The organism is Acinetobacter sp. ACNIH3 (genome assembly GCF_002918965.1).
GTDB lineage: Bacteria > Pseudomonadota > Gammaproteobacteria > Pseudomonadales > Moraxellaceae > Acinetobacter > Acinetobacter schindleri.
In genome coordinates, this window is the sequence record NZ_PQLP01000019.1 from 1 (window position 1) to 15,516 (window position 15,516).

At 43.5% G+C, this 15,516-nt stretch carries 14 protein-coding genes, 1 tRNA gene and 2 pseudogenes; 12 read left to right on the forward strand and 5 right to left on the reverse strand.

Annotated elements, in window-relative coordinates; all coding sequences use genetic code 11:
* Positions 1-110 (forward strand): annotated as a pseudogene (locus tag C3420_RS09305) (IS5/IS1182 family transposase); the annotation flags it as partial.
* A 242-nt stretch (positions 111-352) separates the two neighbouring features.
* Here the strand turns inward: C3420_RS09305 and C3420_RS09310 are convergent.
* Positions 353-1,039 carry a response regulator gene (locus tag C3420_RS09310; RefSeq protein ID WP_004891477.1) on the reverse strand — a complete coding sequence of 229 codons (687 nt, stop codon included), beginning with the start codon at positions 1,037-1,039 and terminating at the stop codon, positions 353-355.
* 12 nt (positions 1,040-1,051) lie between these two features.
* Positions 1,052-2,707: a sensor histidine kinase efflux regulator BaeS gene (gene baeS / locus C3420_RS09315; protein ID WP_008305507.1), complete on the reverse strand. Its 1,656-nt coding sequence runs from the start codon at positions 2,705-2,707 to the stop codon at positions 1,052-1,054.
* A 136-nt stretch (positions 2,708-2,843) separates the two neighbouring features.
* On the opposite strand from baeS, the gene C3420_RS09320 reads away from it, so the two are divergent.
* The 3 genes from C3420_RS09320 (at position 2,844) to C3420_RS09330 (ending at position 7,557) form a co-directional block, all read left to right on the forward strand.
* Entirely contained in the window at positions 2,844-3,473 is a 630-nt protein-coding gene (locus tag C3420_RS09320) for a hypothetical protein (protein WP_008305509.1), read from the forward strand.
* Positions 3,474-3,802: 329 nt separating this feature from the next.
* Positions 3,803-5,605 (forward strand): acyl-CoA dehydrogenase C-terminal domain-containing protein, encoded by a 1,803-nt coding sequence (locus tag C3420_RS09325; RefSeq protein ID WP_103800330.1) that lies wholly within the window; start codon positions 3,803-3,805, stop codon positions 5,603-5,605.
* A 170-nt stretch (positions 5,606-5,775) separates the two neighbouring features.
* A complete protein-coding gene (locus tag C3420_RS09330; protein WP_008305513.1) occupies positions 5,776-7,557 on the forward strand; it encodes an acyl-CoA dehydrogenase C-terminal domain-containing protein in 1,782 nt (593 codons plus the stop codon).
* 53 nt (positions 7,558-7,610) lie between these two features.
* Here the strand turns inward: C3420_RS09330 and C3420_RS09335 are convergent, their stop codons facing one another.
* Positions 7,611-7,817 carry a hypothetical protein gene (locus C3420_RS09335; protein ID WP_004891465.1) on the reverse strand — a complete coding sequence of 69 codons (207 nt, stop codon included), beginning with the start codon at positions 7,815-7,817 and terminating at the stop codon, positions 7,611-7,613.
* Between the two features lie 181 nt (positions 7,818-7,998).
* On the opposite strand from C3420_RS09335, the gene C3420_RS09340 reads away from it, so the two are divergent.
* Positions 7,999-8,493, forward strand: coding sequence for a phosphate-starvation-inducible protein PsiE (locus C3420_RS09340; protein ID WP_004891463.1), 495 nt, complete (start codon positions 7,999-8,001; stop codon positions 8,491-8,493).
* A 220-nt stretch (positions 8,494-8,713) separates the two neighbouring features.
* On the opposite strand, the gene C3420_RS09345 is transcribed toward C3420_RS09340, so the two are convergent.
* The gene (locus C3420_RS09345) at positions 8,714-9,136 is read right to left on the reverse strand and encodes an RcnB family protein (protein WP_103800331.1); all 423 of its coding nucleotides are present in this window, start codon (positions 9,134-9,136) and stop codon (positions 8,714-8,716) included.
* A 181-nt stretch (positions 9,137-9,317) separates the two neighbouring features.
* On the opposite strand from C3420_RS09345, the gene C3420_RS09350 reads away from it, so the two are divergent.
* The gene (locus tag C3420_RS09350; RefSeq protein WP_008306039.1) at positions 9,318-9,770 is read left to right on the forward strand and encodes a hypothetical protein; all 453 of its coding nucleotides are present in this window, start codon (positions 9,318-9,320) and stop codon (positions 9,768-9,770) included.
* Between the two features lie 165 nt (positions 9,771-9,935).
* Here the strand turns inward: C3420_RS09350 and C3420_RS09355 are convergent.
* Positions 9,936-10,022 (reverse strand) — tRNA-Leu (locus tag C3420_RS09355).
* Between the two features lie 168 nt (positions 10,023-10,190).
* On the opposite strand from C3420_RS09355, the gene queA reads away from it, so the two are divergent.
* The 6 genes and pseudogenes from queA (at position 10,191) to yajC (ending at position 15,510) form a co-directional block, all read left to right on the forward strand.
* Entirely contained in the window at positions 10,191-11,225 is a 1,035-nt protein-coding gene (gene queA / locus C3420_RS09360) for a tRNA preQ1(34) S-adenosylmethionine ribosyltransferase-isomerase QueA (protein ID WP_103800332.1), read from the forward strand.
* A gap of 15 nt (positions 11,226-11,240) precedes the next feature.
* Positions 11,241-12,269, forward strand: a complete 1,029-nt coding sequence (locus C3420_RS09365) for a hypothetical protein (RefSeq protein WP_005223219.1) — start codon at positions 11,241-11,243, stop codon at positions 12,267-12,269.
* Between the two features lie 24 nt (positions 12,270-12,293).
* Positions 12,294-12,860, forward strand: coding sequence for a LemA family protein (locus C3420_RS09370; RefSeq protein WP_005223221.1), 567 nt, complete (start codon positions 12,294-12,296; stop codon positions 12,858-12,860).
* 111 nt (positions 12,861-12,971) lie between these two features.
* Positions 12,972-13,789 (forward strand): annotated as a pseudogene (locus C3420_RS09375) (DUF4303 domain-containing protein).
* A gap of 158 nt (positions 13,790-13,947) precedes the next feature.
* Entirely contained in the window at positions 13,948-15,078 is a 1,131-nt protein-coding gene (gene tgt / locus C3420_RS09380) for a tRNA guanosine(34) transglycosylase Tgt (RefSeq protein ID WP_103800334.1), read from the forward strand.
* Between the two features lie 102 nt (positions 15,079-15,180).
* Entirely contained in the window at positions 15,181-15,510 is a 330-nt protein-coding gene (yajC, locus tag C3420_RS09385) for a preprotein translocase subunit YajC (RefSeq protein WP_004816064.1), read from the forward strand.
* The last annotated feature ends 6 nt before the right edge of the window (positions 15,511-15,516 follow it).

A 15,516-nucleotide genomic window follows, 5' to 3' on the forward strand; every position in this document is an offset into this window, starting at 1 on the left:
TGAAAACCTTCAAAATCCTTGCTGAGCGTTATCGAAATAGAGGTAAAAGGCTTGGTTTGAGATTCAATTTAATCGCTGGAATCTACAACTTGGAACTGAGCAAAAAATGATTTATGAAAGAGGTCTATTTAAGTGATTAGTTCTTAAACTTTTATTTTTTATTTAAGAAGGTTTCTTTCATTAAATTTTTACGTGCTCGAATATCGATCTCCTATTCCTCACCAATTCAGTTATCCATTTAAGTTGCTTTTATCGCGCTATTTTTATAGTAAAACGTACCACAGTATTCTTTAGTGGATAAAAAAGCGAATAGAGAAAATCTATTCGCTTTCGTGCTTTCCTTGAACCAGAGTTAGTCCTCAGGATATTCAAAACGATAACCCACACCATAAACTGCCTGAATCCACTCATGACGGTTACCCGTTTCAGCAGCCTCGGAAATCTTGCGGCGCAGGTTCTTGATATGACTGTCAATCACACGGTCCGCCACATCGAAGCTGTCCGGGTTAATATGATCCAGCAATTGCGCACGTGAATACACCTGACCCACATGCTCCAAAAACAGTTCTAATAAACGGAATTCTGTTGGGGTCAGGTTCAGCGCTTTTTGTTGATACCAGATGCGCTGTTGCGATTTATCCATACGGAACAAATCATTGCTTTCCGGTTCGGCCTTGCGATCCAGACGGCGTAGAACTGCCTGCACGCGCGCGACCAGTTCCTTCGGACTAAATGGTTTACAGATGTAGTCATCTGCACCCATATTCAGGCCGAGTACACGGTCAATTTCTTCAGTACGTGCCGTCACCATAATAATCGGTAGATCGGACTGCTCACGCACCTTACGGCAGATGGTCAGGCCATCCATACGTGGCACCATCAGGTCCAGAATCATCAGGCTCGGCTTACGTTGAGTGAAACTGTTATAAGCTTCCTGTCCATCATGAAACATGCTGACTTCAAAACCAGCAGCTTCTAGATAGTCTCGCACCAATTGTGCAAGTTCGACTTCGTCTTCAACCAGCATAATGTGTTTCATGAATAAACTTCCTTATGATTTTATTTGTTTAGGAAAAGTCAGCTTGCAACGTAATCCACCGAGTGGCGAATGATCGAAGCTTAAACTTCCACCTAATGCTTGCGTAATTTTACACGATAATGCCAAACCCAGTCCGGTACCACCAGTGGCACGGGTACGCGAGTCATCTACACGATAGAAACGTTCACCTATTCGGGCCAGCTGTTCATCGGTCAGACCAAACGGACTGTCATCGACATATAAGGTCCATTCTTTGTCATTCTGTTCAGTATGAATATGTACCTGTCCACCCGCTTCAGTATAGCGAATACTGTTGCTCAGCAAATTAGCCACGATCTGTTTAAAGCGGTCCAGATCTAGCTCTACGTCTGCGCCTTCACCTTCCGCAGTCACAGTTAATTGCGCCTGTTCAAACTTTGGATGGAAGTTCATTAATTCCTGCTGTACCACATCCCATGGATTAATCGTACTGACATACATCTGCAATTGCTGGGCATCAGCCTGTGCCAGGGCTGCCAAATCTAGAGTCAGTTTTTTCAGACTGGTCACCTGTGCCAGCATCGAAGCAAAATGTTCTGGAGTGGGCTTACGAATTCCATCCTGCATCGCTTCAATCTGTGCCTGCAACACGGCGAGTGGCGTTTTCAGTTCATGTGAGGTATCCGCTACCCATTGGCGACGTGAAGTCTCATGTTGATTGAGAATGATAGCCAATTGATTTAACTCATTGGATAAATCACCCAGCTCATCATTGCGGTTAACTTTAACCTGATGCTGATAATTGCCTTTGGTTAACTCACGTGTACCTTGCAATAAGCGTTGAATCGGCTTTTTGAAATAAGTCGCTAACAGGAGTGCAGCGATGAGACTGGTCAGGATACTAAGGCCATATACCAGGAACAGGTAACGTTTCTGATTACTAAAGAAATTGATACTTAATGCATCTTCCTGATCCAGTACCGGTTTTAGCCCCAGGTAACCGACAATTTTATCGTCTACCATAATCGGGCGATAAGAAATCTGCTCATCGGAAGGTTCACCCACGACAAAACGGCGTTTGGCATCATAAAGAGATAAACGTGAACTCAGACCCAAACGGTCAGGCATCTGGATAAACTGTTTTTTACCCGCTTGCGGCTGCGTTGTTAACTGCGAGCCATTTTTACGATCGGTTCTAAACAGGTTCTGATTAGAACTCAGCGGGAACTTCAAACCTTCAAAAGGCTGAAACTGCGAAGGTAAATTTGCTGCCAATACACGCAGTTCTTCCTCATTTACAGTACGTTGTTCAGCATCTGTGCCCATCAGGCTTGGTGCTACATTGGCTAAGGTGTGATCCTGAAAATAACGTTGCTGTAAGGCAATATCATACTGACGACGTAACCACCAGCGTGACAGACGGTCATAATCATCCGGCGCTGCCTCACCTTCGATCTGTAGAATCTGAGCCTGAATTGCATTGCCCCAGTCATTATAAACGCCATAGACTTCGGCCAGGTTTTCAATGACATGATCCAGTTTCTGCATTTCCACATCGGCAACATAGCGAGTGAAATTACGCTGCATGTTGAGATGAAGCACACCGAGACTCACCGTGGTAATCACCAAGGTGGTAAACAGCACTGTTAAAAACAGCCGGAGTGCAATCGGAATGCGGCGAATATTCAAAAGCAGATTCTCAGTTTTTCCTCTAGATTCATTATTGTAGCGAACACAAGCTGAAAAAACTCTTCATTGTTTCTTCATCTTTATTGTTTATTCTTTGCAACATACAGATCAGGCTCGTGGCTTGGAGACAAATACAATGAAAGCAATGACAAAAATCATCGTCCTGGGTGCAAGTGTGTTATCAATGGGGGCATTGACCGCGTGTCAATCGACTAAGCATGCACCAAGTGAAGATCATCCGCAAATGATGAAACATCAACAAGATCATATAGGTCGTCATCTGACTGCAGAACAGCGTGAACAGTTCAAGCAAATGCGTGCACAACGTGCGCAGCTGCATAAGCAAATGCAACAGGCCTGTGATAACAAAGCTGTTGGCAGTGCAATTCAGGTGAAAGCCGGTGATAAAACTGTAGACGGTACTTGTCAGATCTCTTTCAAAGCAGACCGTAAAGATATGAAAGCTGCGCGTAGCGAGTTCCGTGGTATGAAAGGTGAACATCGCCCAATGCGTGGTGACTTTCGCGGAGCATTAAACCGTGGTGAAGCACTGACTGATGCGCAACGTGCGGAAATGGTAAAACAGTTTGACCAGCGTCTGGCTCAACGTCAGGCACAGCAAAAAGCTGCTGTTCAGGCCTGTCAAGGTAAAAAAGATGGCGCAGCTGTACAGCTCAAAATAGGTGAAAAAACCATTAATGGTCAGTGTCACGTCCGTTTCCAGCCAAATGCTCCAGTTAAAGCACCAGCCGTTAAGGCGTCTTAACTGAACGTTTCAAATTTATTATTAAAAAAGGCACTTCCGGGTGTCTTTTTTTATGCGTGTTGATTGTTAGAACTAAGTCTATCTAAGTGTGCAGGTTTTTGACCATTCGTGTCAGATATTTTTTTATAAAAACGTTTACACTCAATATACTTAAGATTTCAAGGGTAATTATCTTTGACTTTACAGTCACCAAGAAATAGCCTTGAAATGCTTGTGCCAACAAGGAAGATGTTGCACGATTAGACCATGTCAATACGTGTCAATGAAGGCACGTTTCAATTTAATTCAGGATTATAACGCTGGTATAAACCAGTATTGAGGAAACCGATATGCCACAATACAAAGCGCCCTTACGTGATATGCAATTTGTTTTGCATGAGCTTTTAAATGTTGAACAACATTATGCCAGCCTGCCTGCATTCCAAGATAACGTAAGCCGTGAGCTCGTAGACCAGTACCTGGAAGCTGCCGCTGATTTCTGTGAAAATGAATTATCTCCTTTAAACCAGGTGGGTGACCGCGAAGGCTGTACCTGGAACGACGGTGTTGTAACGACTCCAACAGGCTTCAAAGAAGCGTATCAAAAATACATCGAACTTGGCTTCCCTTCTCTTTCTGCGGAAGAGCAATATGGCGGTCAAGGCTTACCGAACTCTTTAGGTATTACCATTTCTGAAATGGTCGGTACTGCGAACTGGGCATGGGGCATGTACCCTGGCCTTTCTCATGGTGCTGTACGTACTTTAGAACACCATGGTTCTCAAGAACAAAAAGATACTTACCTGCCTAACCTGGTATCAGGTGTCTGGACAGGTACGATGTGTCTGACAGAATCTCATGCAGGTTCTGACCTGGGTATTATCCGTACTAAAGCTGAGCCACAAGCGGACGGCAGCTATGCAATCTCTGGCGAGAAGATCTTTATCTCTGCTGGTGAACATGACATGGCTGAAAACATCATCCATATCGTACTGGCTCGTCTACCGGGTGCACCTAAAGGTACTAAAGGTATTTCGCTGTTCATTGTACCGAAGTTCAACCTGAATGCTGACGGTTCTATCGGTGAGCGTAATGGCGTACGTTGTGGTTCGATCGAACACAAAATGGGGATCCATGGTAATGCAACGTGTGTCATCAACTTTGATAACGCAAAAGGCTTCCTGATTGGACCTGAAAACCGTGGTCTGAACTGCATGTTCACTTTCATGAACACTGCACGTATCGGTACTGCTGTACAAGGTTTGTCTGCATCTGAGTCTTCTTTCCAAGGCGCGTTAGCTTATGCGAAAGACCGTTTGGCAATGCGTTCTTTAACTGGCCCTAAAGCACCTGACAAAGAAGCAGACCCGATTATCGTTCACCCAGCAGTACGTAATATGCTGTTAACTCAAAAAGCATTTGCTGAAGGTGGTCGTGCACTGGTTTACCTGTTGGCTCAATATGCAGATGTAGTTGAACATGGTGTAGAGGAGGCAGACCGTAAATTTGCTGACAACATCCTGTCTCTATTGACGCCAATTGCGAAAGCATTCCTGACTGAAACTGGTTCAGAAGCTGCGAAACATGGTGTACAGGTATTTGGTGGTCACGGCTTTATCTCTGAGCACGGCATGGAGCAAATCGTACGTGATACACGTATTGCCTGCCTGTACGAAGGTACGACTGAAATCCAGGCGCTTGACCTGTTAGGCCGTAAAGTTTTGGGTACTCAAGGTGCAATGTTGAAAGACTTCACCAAGATCATCCACAAGTTTGCTGAAGCGAACAAAGATAACGCTGGTCTGAAAGAGTTCGTTGAACCATTGGCTGCACTGAACAAGGAATGGGGTGACCTGACCATGCAGATCGGTATGCGTGCAATGCAAAACCCTGAAGAAGTGGGTGCTGCTGCAGTAGACTACCTGTACTTCTCTGGTTATGTAACGCTTGCTTACCTATGGGCACGTATGGCACTGGTTGCTCAAGAGCAATTGGCTGCAGGTACTACAGACGTAGACTTCTACAACGCGAAGCTGACGACTGCACGTTTCTACTTCAAGAAAATCCTGCCACGTGTTCGTTCACACGTTGACCTGATTGCGACTGGTGTAGAGCCGTTAATGAGCCTGGATGCGGAACATTTCGCATTCTAAGCTGATACAATTTTAAATGCAGAAACAAGGAAAAGGACGGTTACTTTTAAAGCGTCCTTTTTCTTTATAAAGCATTACAGAATTAACCTTTAGTCGTCTAACAATAAGATTTTTAATGCATTAGACTGACTCAAAATCAATCGATTCAAACAAGAAACAGGTGACCCACTATGCCAATTTATAACGCGCCACTTGCCGATATGAAATTCATCCTGAACGATGTATTCAATGCCGAACAATTCTGGCAAGCCAATGAAAATTTAGCCCATTTGGACGCTGCAACAGCAGAAGCAATTCTTGAAGAAATGGCTAAATTTGCGCAGAACGTCACCCTTCCGTTGAACCGTACCGGTGATGAAGAAGGCGCGAAATATGAAAATGGCGCTGTGACCACACCTGCAGGTTTTAAAGAAGCATTCAAACAATATGCTGAAGGCGGCTGGATTGGCCTTGGTGCTGATGCTGAATGGGGTGGTCAGGAAATGCCAAAAATGCTGACCGTTCTGTCAGATGAAATGCTTTTTGCTACTAACCCGTCTTTCATGCTGTATCCATTACTGTCTGTCGGTGCGGGTATGGCATTGAACAGCTATGGTTCTCAAGCGCAAAAAGAAACTTACCTGCCAAAAATCTATTCTGGCGAATGGTCAGGTACCATGTGTTTAACCGAACCACATGCGGGTACTGACCTGGGTATTATCAAAACCAAAGCTGAACGCAATGGTGATGGTACTTACAGCATTACCGGTACCAAAATCTTCATTACTGGTGGTGACCACGACCTGGCTGAAAACATTATTCACCTGGTATTGGCAAAAACACCGGATGCGCCTGCGGGCTCTCGCGGTATTTCCCTGTTCATCGTGCCTAAATTCCTGGTGAATGAAGATGGTTCGATGGGCGAACGTAACCCGGTAGGTCCAGGTTCGATTGAACACAAAATGGGGATCAAAGCATCTGCCACTTGTGTCATGAACTTCGACGGTGCCAAAGGTTATCTGGTAGGTAAAGAAAACGAAGGTCTGGCAGCCATGTTCGTAATGATGAACTACGAACGTCTGTCTATGGGGATCCAGGGCTTAGGCGCTTCTGAATTCGCTTACCAAAATGCGGCACAATATGCGACAGATCGTCTGCAAGGCCGTAGTGCTTCTGGCGTTCAGTCTCCAAACAAACCAGCAGACAGCATTCTAGTACATGGCGATGTACGTCGTATGCTTTTAAATGTACGTGCAAACAATGAAGCCTCTCGTGCATTCGCTGTGTACGTTGGTCAACAGCTTGACATCACCAAGTTCTCGACTGATGCAGAAGCAATTAAGAAAGCCAATGATCGTGTTGCACTGTTAACACCAATCGCGAAAGCGTATCTGACTGATACAGCTTTCAATGCAACACTTGATGCACAAATGGTCTTCGGTGGTCATGGTTATATTCGTGAATGGGGCATGGAACAGTGTATCCGTGACCTGCGTATTTCACAGATTTACGAAGGGACTAACGGTGTTCAATCACAAGACTTGATTGGCCGTAAGACCATTAAATGTAATGGTGAATTTATTGCTGAATACATTCAGGAAATCCGTGATTTTACCAATGCACTGGATGCTGACCTGAACTTCATTAAAGATGCGACCCTTGATGCGGCTGCAGAAGTTGAAGCAGTAACCCAGCATATTATTGAAGCTGCGAAAGAAAATCCAGAATATGCGAATGGTGCAGCAGTAGATTACCTGCATGCAGTAGGCCTGTTGAGCTTCTCTTATATGTTCGCACGCATTGCCCATGCTGCGAAAGATAAACAAGGTGAGTTCTATCAGAACAAACTGGGTCTTGCTCGTTATTTCGTACAACGCATTCTGCCTGAACTGGCACTGCGTATTACTAAAGTCAAAGCAGGTTCAGAAGCATTAACACAGTTCTCTGAAGAATACTTCACAACTCAGTCTTAAAATATTTAAGCCATAAAAAACGCCTGCAATTGCAGGCGTTTTTTATTATGCTTTTAAACTTTTTCGATCAGAATCGTATCTGGCTGATTGGCCACCTTAGGATTCAGATGCTTGTTCACAATTCGGATTTCCCCTTCAGACTGCAAAGATTCACACAACTCTAATACTTTCTGCATGTCATCACTTTTAATCCCTGTACCCAGAATTAATTTTTTGCCTGTTTCTAATTGATTAATCTTATTTTGGATTTTTTCTAACATCTTTTTTCTCCCTCATTATTCGATGTATAACTTCTACAATATAGCAATTTGGTATGAAAAAAGTACACTTTTTCATCTTTTTACATTTTTATTTTCCATATTTTCATTTTCTTTGCATGAAATTTGCAGAAAATTTCCTAAGATTTATAAATCATTTATTTTTAATCAGGAGGACATAGTGATGAAACCTAATTCCAAAGCCAAGAAAATAGAAGCCCTCCTCGACCGCGGCGGTAATCTTGCCGTAGAAAGTTTTCATTATCTCGCCCTGTTCATTATTGGCTGTATGGTGATCTGGTCTGCCGGTCATACCGTCATCGACATTTTGACAGTCAAAAAATTTGCCAGTATTGATGATATTCTGCTGTTATTTATCTATCTGGAATTAGGCGCGATGGTAGGTATTTATTTTAAAACCAATCATATGCCAGTCCGATTCCTGATTTATATTGCGATTACTGCGCTGACACGTCTCTTGATTTCTGATATTCAACACACGCATAAAGCCAGTATGGATCAAGTGATTATTACGGGTTCTATCCTCATTTTGGCTTTCGCCATTTTAATTGTGCGTTATGCATCCTGGAACTATCCATCAATTATCCGAGACAAACATACTGAAAAACCAGTTCCTCAAGGCAAGACCCCTCGCCCTGAAGATGATGAGTTGGCATAAAATGTTTTATTCATAACTATATTAAAGAATCCTCTCTCCCTTTGGGAGAGAGTTAGAGAGAGGGACTTAATGTATACGTGTCAATCTCATTTAGAATTTGAGAAACAATTATTTCAAATCATTTCACCCCAATCATTTCCTTACCGGTGAGGGAGCTATTTTGTTTTTTTTTGAGTTATTTAGGCATAACTGAAGTATTTCTTCATTCATTTAGGACGGTTTAACGATTATTCACCAAGACATAACGTCCATTTTCATAGATCCAGTGCATTCCAGTAGGCGGATCAGGCAGACCCAAACGTCGCCAGTCATTGATCAGTACATAACGTGAGCTTTCAATATGTGCCACGTTCGGATCGCCATTTACCCAGCTATAGCTGGTCGAGTTTTGATAAATGGTGGTCGGTGCCTGATAACGAATACTCACCCCATTTTGAATCGGTGGATGGCCCCACTGATTCGGATAATGATGGGCAGGCGGTCGCGGACGCTGCGGATAATGCTGCTGTGGTGGGCGTGGGTGCTGCGGGCGTTTATAAGTCTCTTTGCTGGTATAGCCGGCCCAGTTATTTCCTGCTACAGCTGGGACAGAAGCTCCAAATAATAGTGCAGCTAGACAGGCGCTGGACAAGATGATTTTCATAGGAACTTCCTTTGATAGGTTTGCCTATATTTTATACAGAATTTACGGAGAAAATATGAATTTATCCAGTTATACCACAAGGTTTTACAGCCGATAGTGAAAAGACATTTGTGCTGCGGCTCAGGTGCTGCGTGCATGCTTTGTGCTAAACTTTGATTTTCCGAATTTTGAGTCCAACATCGTGTCCGATTTAAGTTTTGATCGTTTATATGAATATTTCTGTAAAGTCCCAAGTGTTCAAAAAAACCTGATTGATAGCTATGGATCTGATGGCAAGCAGGCATGGTGGTTCAAGTTTCGTATTGATGTAGACCATCCGCTGGCTTGGCAAACTGTACAGGAACTCGGTCATGTTCTGAATTATATTTCCAAGAATGAACGCCTGCCGACGCAGTTTTTACCAGTATCCCCTCCTCCGTATATGAATGGTGAAGCGAAGGATTTCCTGTGCTGGGTGATTCAATGCAATCATGCAGATTTCCCGCCGGATGTGGTATGTGACTGGTTAGAAGCACGCCTGCCGAATCCGGTGGATGATGAATCTCAATGGAAAATCAAAACTGATATTGCTGAGCTCGACCAGATGTCCGATAAAGATTTGGATAAACTGGTTCCACCAAATCCTGCACCCTAAAGCTTTTGAAATAAAAAAATCCCTCTAAATTTAGAGGGATTTTTTTATAGCAAAGAATTCATTTAACACTTTAGTTACTGAAATTAAAGGAATTAAAATAGTTAAATTAAATATCAGGCAATAAAAAACCCCAAGACTGAATATGCTTGGGGCTCTTTAGAATTTTGGTCCCGAGGGTCGGACTCGAACCGACACGTCATCGCTGACAGTGGATTTTGAGTCCACCGCGTCTACCAATTTCACCACCTCGGGAGTGGATGAAAGGTATATTACTCGGTTTCAATCAGATGTCAACGCAGATTCTCTGCATTTGTTTAATTTTAAAACAAAACTCATTTTTTTGATCTATAAAGCTGCAATTTCCTCCTTAAAAAGGAAAAAAGTTTATACTAAGCCCAGTTTTTATTACCGTAACTTGTCATGCAACTTTCTGATTTTAGCTTTGATCTCCCCGATGAGCTGATTGCTCGCTATCCGCTTGAACAACGTAGTGCTTCCCGCCTTTTACACCTCGATGCTGAAGGTCAATATCATGACCACCAATTTACCGACATTCTGGATTTATTGAATGAAGGTGATTTGCTGGTTCTGAACGATACCAAGGTAATGAAAGCCCGCCTGAAAGGTAAACGTGCGTCAGGTGGTGCAGTTGAAGTTCTGGTTGAACGCATGATGGATCAGTTCATCGCGCACTGTCACATTAAAGCCAGCAATACACCGAAAGCCGGTGCTGAACTGTTTATTGGCCCAGATGTAGTTAAAGTGACTGTTCAAGGCCGTCATGAGAATCTGTTTGTTGTGGAATTCTCCCAGCCGATTTTAGATGTCCTGGATCAATACGGCGCCCTGCCTATTCCACCTTACTTCAACCGTGAAGCGGAAGAGATTGATACTTTACGCTATCAAACGGTTTTCAATGACCCAACAAAATTAGCCAGTGTGGCTGCACCGACAGCTTCCTTGCACTTCGATGAAGACTTGCTGAAAAAACTCGAAGAAAAAGGCATTCAAAAAACGTTCGTGACCCTGCATGTGGGTGCAGGTACGTTCTTGCCGGTTCGTACCGACAATATTGAAAATCACATCATGCACAGCGAATGGTGTCAGGTCTCTGATGCATCCATGGCACTGATCAAAGCCACCAAAGAACGTGGCAATAAAGTCATTACTGTCGGCACAACAGCGACTCGCGCGACTGAAAGTGCGGCACAGGCCAATGGTGGTGAGCTGAAAGGCTGGACTGGTGATACCCAAATCTTCATCTATCCAGGTTATGAGTTTAAAGTGGTTGATCGTTTGATTACCAACTTCCATTTGCCTGAATCTACCCTACTGATGCTGGTCTCAGCGTTGTCAAATCGTGACAATATTCTAAATGCCTATAAGTATGCCGTAGAAAGCAAATACCGCTTCTTCAGCTATGGTGATGCCATGCTGATTGATCAGGCCAAATAATTACAGGACCCATCTATGCCGATCGATGCAGTGCAACGCTCCATTCATATTCGTCGTAAGAAAAATGAAGTGGTGTTTAAAAATATCGATCGGCTGTGGCACTTATCGAGTGATGCCAAAAGCCATCAGGACATTCTTAATGGCTTGCATCCATGGCAAGGTTCAATTTCTCTAAAGTTTGAAAACACCCTGCCGTGGTTCTTGGCACTCTTTGGCTTGATGCAAGTATTCAGCCTTATCATTGCACCGCACAATTTCTGGCTGCAATGCAATTTTGCCTTGGGTTTTGGCATGTTATTTTGGGCCTATCTGATTTATGAGCAAGAGCGCTCCATCAATGATGTGATTGAATATTTAGAAGAACGTGTGCTGACGCATAAATATCATCTCCACTTTCAACAACAGCCACAGCATATTTCAATGCCACTTAATCCTCGGCAATTTATTGGCAATTTAAAACGCCTTTTTCCTGTGTTTGAACGTGGCTCATTACGCAATGACATCTCACGTTATGCCAGCACCACATGGTTAGATGAAAATGGACAAGAACACCAAGTCTTGTTGTTTGAATACCACTATGTAGATGAAATTAAAACCATCGACAAAAATGGCAATACCGTCAAACTCATTGAACAACACAAAAATTTGTGGGGTGCATTTGTCTTTGATGTCTCTGTGCAAGGGCTTGCCATTAGCACATCAAGACGTCCATTCCCCTCACCTTATCGCCATCCTTGGCACAGCAGTGATATACGCACCAATCAGCGTTTAAAATTTTATGGCACAGATCCCATGCAAATGGCCAAACAGCTCAGCCCGGGTTTTGTGCTCCGATTAAGTCAATTTTTCCAATACCGTGAAGGCGATCTTATTTTTCATCCCCAACAACGTGTGCTGTGCTATTTAGGGCCACATGACATTTTTAATGCGCCTGAACGCAAGCAAAATATCCAGGATATTTCTGCATTGCGTGGACATCTGAGAACGTTTAAATTAGTAGAACTGGAAAAGCTGCAAACTGACCTGATTCAGTTTTTAAAATAATTATTTTCTCGGGGGACTGCTTTTATGGGATTTGTTGTTTTTGTCATTATCCCGATTCTGCTGATTGTTGCCATCATCATGATCCGTAACAGCATCGTACGTTATCATAATGCCACAATTCGGGCATGGTCTGATGTTGCCAGCTATGAACGGCAGAAACTGAAAATTCTAGATGGCCTGCAACCTTTGGTCGAACAGTATTCCAGTTTCGAAAAAGGCACGCTGGAGAAAGTGACTGAACTGCGTCAGAACATCATGAACCTGAATATTAAAGATGCCGATATTGGGCAATTACAACGGATCGAAAGCCTGAACCGGGAGCTGATGCATAACCTGAATGTGGTGATCGAAAACTATCCTGAATTGAAAGCCAATGAAATTTATCTGAAAATGATGAACGAAATTGAAGAACAGAATGAAAATGTCGGTGCCGCAATCAGTATCTATAATCGTAATGTTGAACTGTTTAATAACCAGATTCAGGTTTTCCCGCATAATATAATCAATAACATGCTACTACAAAAGAAAGCTGTGCGTCCCTTCCGCGATCAGGCCGTGACCCAAAGTTTTGACTATCGTCCGAATTTTTAAACCCTGACGTATATTTATGCGATGATAAGAAATACCCAACTGCCTTAGCGATGAATCAGGAGATTCCAGATAAGGCACTTTGCTTCAAAATAAAAATAAAGAATTAAAACTATGCTAGATCATCTCGATACCTTAAAGAAAGTCCTGATCAAGGAATTTTATCAACTCTATGATCATTATAGTGACGACGGAATATATGCCTGTAGCCCCTGGTCTATGACGAGTTTCTGCGAGTGGATTATCTCGCCATATCAACCGAACGCAGTATTTTTAATGATCAGGAAGATCGTGCACAGTATTTGTCTGAAACTGAACGCTGGAATGCAGCGAAATGGCGTTACCGTACCGTCCATAGCTCTAATAACGGTATGACGCAGTTTCGTGCACTGCTGGACAGCTATTTCAAGAACCAGCATAGTTTCGGCAACCCTTTGCTGGAACATAGCAAGACCGATCAGGCCAATACACTGGATGTACTGCTAAAGCTCTTTCAACAGGCACGTGATGCTTTAGAACAGGATTATGGCCTGGACTTAAACCGGATTGTATTTTTTATCCATATGCCAACACAGCCACAAATAGAATTCCAATCAGCTATTTCTCTAAATCAGGAAAGTCCATTAAGACAACAGTTTGTGTTCAGCAAACAGCCTGCAAATCAACCTGCTATGTCAAAGTCATTTAAGCTAAACCAGAACGATAAAGATCTGCTGATTGATCTGGCGCAACTGGTCAAGTTAGAAGCTTATGATTATTTACATGTAGCCCATCAGGCCTATTTACTGACGCTGGAACCGCATTTTGTCGATACCAATCTTTATATCCAGAAACTGATCCAGCATATCGCAGCGATGGCAACTGAAATTGATGGCAGTTGTGCCATGACACAAGCGGAAATTCAGGAACGCATCCGCCAGTTTGAACGTTAGATCACAAGCTTATTCTTCATTTTTTATTCATACAGGCAACATAAATAAACAGCCCGGACTGGATGGAGCGCTGGCGTTTACGGTCAGAATCAAGGAAAATAGCCGGTTTTAGCATTAACAATCAGCGAACTGTTTTTTCGCCTTGATTTGGAACTCCTATGAAGTTTGAAAAATTAGCGCAGTCGGGCCGTGCCCGTCGTGGCCTTTTAACGCTTGAGCATGGCGTGGTTGAAACCCCAATGTTCATGCCGGTGGGGACTTATGGCACGGTAAAAGGCATGTTGCCTCGTGACATTAAAGAAATTAAGTCTCAGGTAATTCTGGGCAATACCTTCCATCTGTACCTGCGTCCAGGTCTAGATGTCATCCGTGAGCATGGTGGTCTGCATCAGTTCATGAAATGGAATAACCCGATCCTGACTGATTCTGGTGGCTTCCAGGTGTTCAGCCTCGGTGCGATGCGTAAAATCAAGGAAGAAGGCGTGACCTTCCGCTCGCCGATTGATGGTTCCAAAGTATTCCTGTCTCCTGAAATCTCGATGGACATTCAGCACACCCTGAACTCTGACATCGTGATGATTTTTGACGAATGTACGCCTTATCCGGCAACGCATGAAGAAGCACAGAAATCGCTACAACTGTCTTTACGTTGGGCCAAACGCTGTAAGACTCAACATCACGACGTACTGAAAAACCGCAATGCCCTGTTCGGGATTATTCAAGGCGGTATGTACGAAGATTTGCGTGATGAATCCTTAAAAGGCCTGCTTGAAATTGGCTTTGATGGTTATGCCATTGGTGGTCTGTCTGTTGGTGAACCGAAAGAAGAAATGATCAAGGTGCTGGATTATCTTCCAGAGAAAATGCCGGAAGACAAACCACGTTATCTGATGGGTGTCGGCAAACCGGAAGATATCGTGGAAGCAGTACGCCGTGGTGTCGACATGTTCGACTGCGTAATGCCAACCCGAAATGCACGTAACGGTCATTATTTTGTGACCGGCGGTTTAGTACGTATCCGTAACGCGAAATACCGTCATGACCAAAGTCCGCTTGATCCAGCCTGCGATTGCTACACTTGCCAAAACTTTAGCCGTGCCTACCTGTTTCACCTGGAGAAATGCGGTGAAATGCTAGGTTCTATGCTGGGTACGATTCATAACTTGCGCTATTACCTGCGCCTGACTGAAGCGATGCGCGAAGCACTGGATCAAGGCACATTCGAGCAATTTGTTGAGGAGTTTTATGCCCGCCGTGGCATGCAAGTGCCGCCTTGTCCTGAAGATTAATCTTTCAGTATTTGCGCTAAAGAAAAAGACAAGGTAAATTGCAGAACAAGTCAATTTATTATCATTCAGTTAATTAACCATTTTTAGTTTAGGAAAATGTAAATGAGCCTATTTATTTCGACTGCTCACGCTGCAGGTGAAGCTGCACAACAACCAAGCCTGATGGCGAACCTTTTGATGATTGCGGTATTCGTAGCAATCTTCTATTTCCTGATCTGGCGTCCTCAATCTAAACGTGCCAAAGAGCATCGTGCACTGATTGAAAGTCTGGGTGTTGGCAGCGAAGTGGTATTTGCAGGCGGCTTAATGGGCAGAATCACAAAAATTGAAGGTGACTTTGCTGTGGTTGAACTCAACCGTGGTGTGGAAGTAAAAGTTCAGCGTGCGAGCGTGGTCTCAGTACTTCCTGAAGGCACTTTAAATAACATTTAATCAAAA

Bases quoted from the DNA above. Each gene is read 5' to 3' on its own strand.
- C3420_RS09310 (WP_004891477.1), bottom strand. From the start codon at position 1,039: ATGAAACACATTATGCTGGTTGAAGACGAAGTCGAACTTGCACAATTG.
- C3420_RS09325 (WP_103800330.1), top strand. From the start codon at position 3,803: ATGCCACAATACAAAGCGCCCTTACGTGATATGCAATTTGTTTTGCAT.
- C3420_RS09345 (WP_103800331.1), bottom strand. From the start codon at position 9,136: ATGAAAATCATCTTGTCCAGCGCCTGTCTAGCTGCACTATTATTTGGA.
- C3420_RS09370 (WP_005223221.1), top strand. From the start codon at position 12,294: ATGGGATTTGTTGTTTTTGTCATTATCCCGATTCTGCTGATTGTTGCC.
- tgt (WP_103800334.1), top strand. From the start codon at position 13,948: ATGAAGTTTGAAAAATTAGCGCAGTCGGGCCGTGCCCGTCGTGGCCTT.
- C3420_RS09340 (WP_004891463.1), top strand. From the start codon at position 7,999: ATGAAACCTAATTCCAAAGCCAAGAAAATAGAAGCCCTCCTCGACCGC.
- C3420_RS09320 (WP_008305509.1), top strand. From the start codon at position 2,844: ATGAAAGCAATGACAAAAATCATCGTCCTGGGTGCAAGTGTGTTATCA.
- yajC (WP_004816064.1), top strand. From the start codon at position 15,181: ATGAGCCTATTTATTTCGACTGCTCACGCTGCAGGTGAAGCTGCACAA.
- queA (WP_103800332.1), top strand. From the start codon at position 10,191: ATGCAACTTTCTGATTTTAGCTTTGATCTCCCCGATGAGCTGATTGCT.
- C3420_RS09365 (WP_005223219.1), top strand. From the start codon at position 11,241: ATGCCGATCGATGCAGTGCAACGCTCCATTCATATTCGTCGTAAGAAA.
- C3420_RS09330 (WP_008305513.1), top strand. From the start codon at position 5,776: ATGCCAATTTATAACGCGCCACTTGCCGATATGAAATTCATCCTGAAC.
- C3420_RS09335 (WP_004891465.1), bottom strand. From the start codon at position 7,817: ATGTTAGAAAAAATCCAAAATAAGATTAATCAATTAGAAACAGGCAAA.